Source organism: Roseateles sp. (assembly GCF_031397715.1).
Taxonomy (GTDB): domain Bacteria; phylum Pseudomonadota; class Gammaproteobacteria; order Burkholderiales; family Burkholderiaceae_C; genus Paucibacter_A.
The window spans coordinates 1-1,569 of sequence record NZ_JANNMI010000001.1; the positions used below are offsets into that span (position 1 = coordinate 1).

Consider the following 1,569-nt stretch of genomic DNA (forward strand, 5'->3'; position numbering starts at 1 on the left):
GCACGACACCAACGGGCGCTGGGACCTGCTGGCCGAGCTGCGCGCCGCCAACCTGTCCGAACTCTCCCGGGTGATGGAGCGCGTGCGCCTGATCCGGGGCATCAGCAGCTCCGAGACCAGCATTCACCTGGAAACCTACCGTCTGTCATGACAAGTCCCATCGCCCCGGAACTCGACCGCATCGACATCAAAATTCTGCAGCAACTGCAACTGGACGGCCGCATCTCCAACATCAAGCTCGCCGAGACGGTGGCGTTGTCGCCCACAGCGGTGCTGGCACGGGTGCAGCGGCTGACCCGCGACGGATACATCCTGGGCTATGAGGCGCGGCTCAATGCGCACAAACTCGGACGCGGCATGCTGGTATTTGTCGAAGTGTTGCTGGACCGCACCACACCCAATGTGTTCGACGCCTTCAAGGCCGCAGTGCAGGTGCGCAGCGAGATCATGGAATGCCACATGGTGGCCGGCGGATTCGACTACCTGCTCAAGACCCGCATGGCCGACATGGACGCCTACCGCGCGTTTGCCGGCACCGTGTTGTGGCAACTGCCCGGCGTACGCGAGACACGCACCTACGCGGTGATGGAGGAGGTCGTGAACTCGACCCATCTGCGCTTGCCATGAGCCGCCGGGCCGCCCCAAGGCGAATCCCGCAATGCGCAGCATGCAGGGGTAATCCAGTGAGCCGCCGGGCCGCCCCAAGGCGAATCCCGCAATGCGAACGGGCGTTCACTATGCAGCGGTCGCGGGTATCGTGACAAATCACCGGGCCCGCCCGTGCTGAACTGGCGACAATCCGCATTTTCAGGGGCAACCATGCGCACATTTCTGGTTCCATTGCTGCTGGGCTGCACGGCTCTGGCCGCGCAGGCACAGTCCCTCAAGCCCGGTTTGTGGGAAATCAGCAGCAGCCTGCAGAGCGGTTCGGGCGAGATGGAAAAGGCCATGGCCCAGATGCAGCAGCAGATGGCGTCGATGAGTCCGGAGCAAAAAAAGATGATGCAGGAGATGATGAAGGGACAGGGCGTCGCCCTTGCCAGCGGGGGCCCGGGAGGCATGCGCATGCAGGTGTGCATGACCAAGGAGATGCTCGATCGCAACGAAGTGGCAACCCCCGAGGGCGACTGCAAGAGTACCTATGCCGCGCGCGTCGGCAATACGATGAAGATGGCGTTCACTTGCAGCAAACCGCCGTCCAGCGGCGAGGGGCAGGTGGAATTTGTAAGCCCGCAGGGCTACAAGTCCCGCATGACCATCACCAGCAGCGCCGCTGGCAGAAGCGAAAAGATGGACATGGACAGCCAGGGAAAATGGCTTTCGGCTGAATGCGGCGCGGTCAAACCGATCGTTGGACAGAAGAAATAATCGATAAGGAGCGCAACTCAGACTGGTTTGGCGCGTTGCCCGAATACCGCGGTACCAACGCGCACCATGGTGCTGCCGGCATGTATCGCCGCCTCAAGGTCACCACTCATGCCCATCGACAGGGTATCGAGCGCGAGCCCGTCGGCGTTGAGCCGCCGCAGCAGCGCACTGGCGCGCTGGTGCAGCGCCAGCGCAGACGCG

Annotated in this window: 4 protein-coding genes; 3 read left to right on the forward strand and 1 reads right to left on the reverse strand. The window is 63.0% G+C overall.

The window, feature by feature from the left end:
* From RMO57_RS00005 to RMO57_RS00015, 3 genes are all read left to right on the forward strand, one after another.
* On the forward strand, positions 1-151 hold a 151-nt coding region (locus RMO57_RS00005; protein ID WP_310383105.1), incomplete at its 5' end, for an Lrp/AsnC ligand binding domain-containing protein.
* Positions 148-627: an Lrp/AsnC ligand binding domain-containing protein gene (locus RMO57_RS00010; RefSeq protein WP_310383099.1), complete on the forward strand. Its 480-nt coding sequence runs from the start codon at positions 148-150 to the stop codon at positions 625-627. The genes RMO57_RS00005 and RMO57_RS00010, both read left to right, overlap by 4 nt.
* Positions 628-819: 192 nt before the next feature.
* A complete protein-coding gene (locus RMO57_RS00015; RefSeq protein WP_310383101.1) occupies positions 820-1,368 on the forward strand; it encodes a DUF3617 domain-containing protein in 549 nt (182 codons plus the stop codon).
* A 17-nt stretch (positions 1,369-1,385) separates the two neighbouring features.
* Here RMO57_RS00015 and RMO57_RS00020 read toward each other — a convergent pair.
* The coding region (locus RMO57_RS00020; protein ID WP_310383103.1) for an alanine racemase at positions 1,386-1,569 on the reverse strand (184 nt) is incomplete at its 5' end.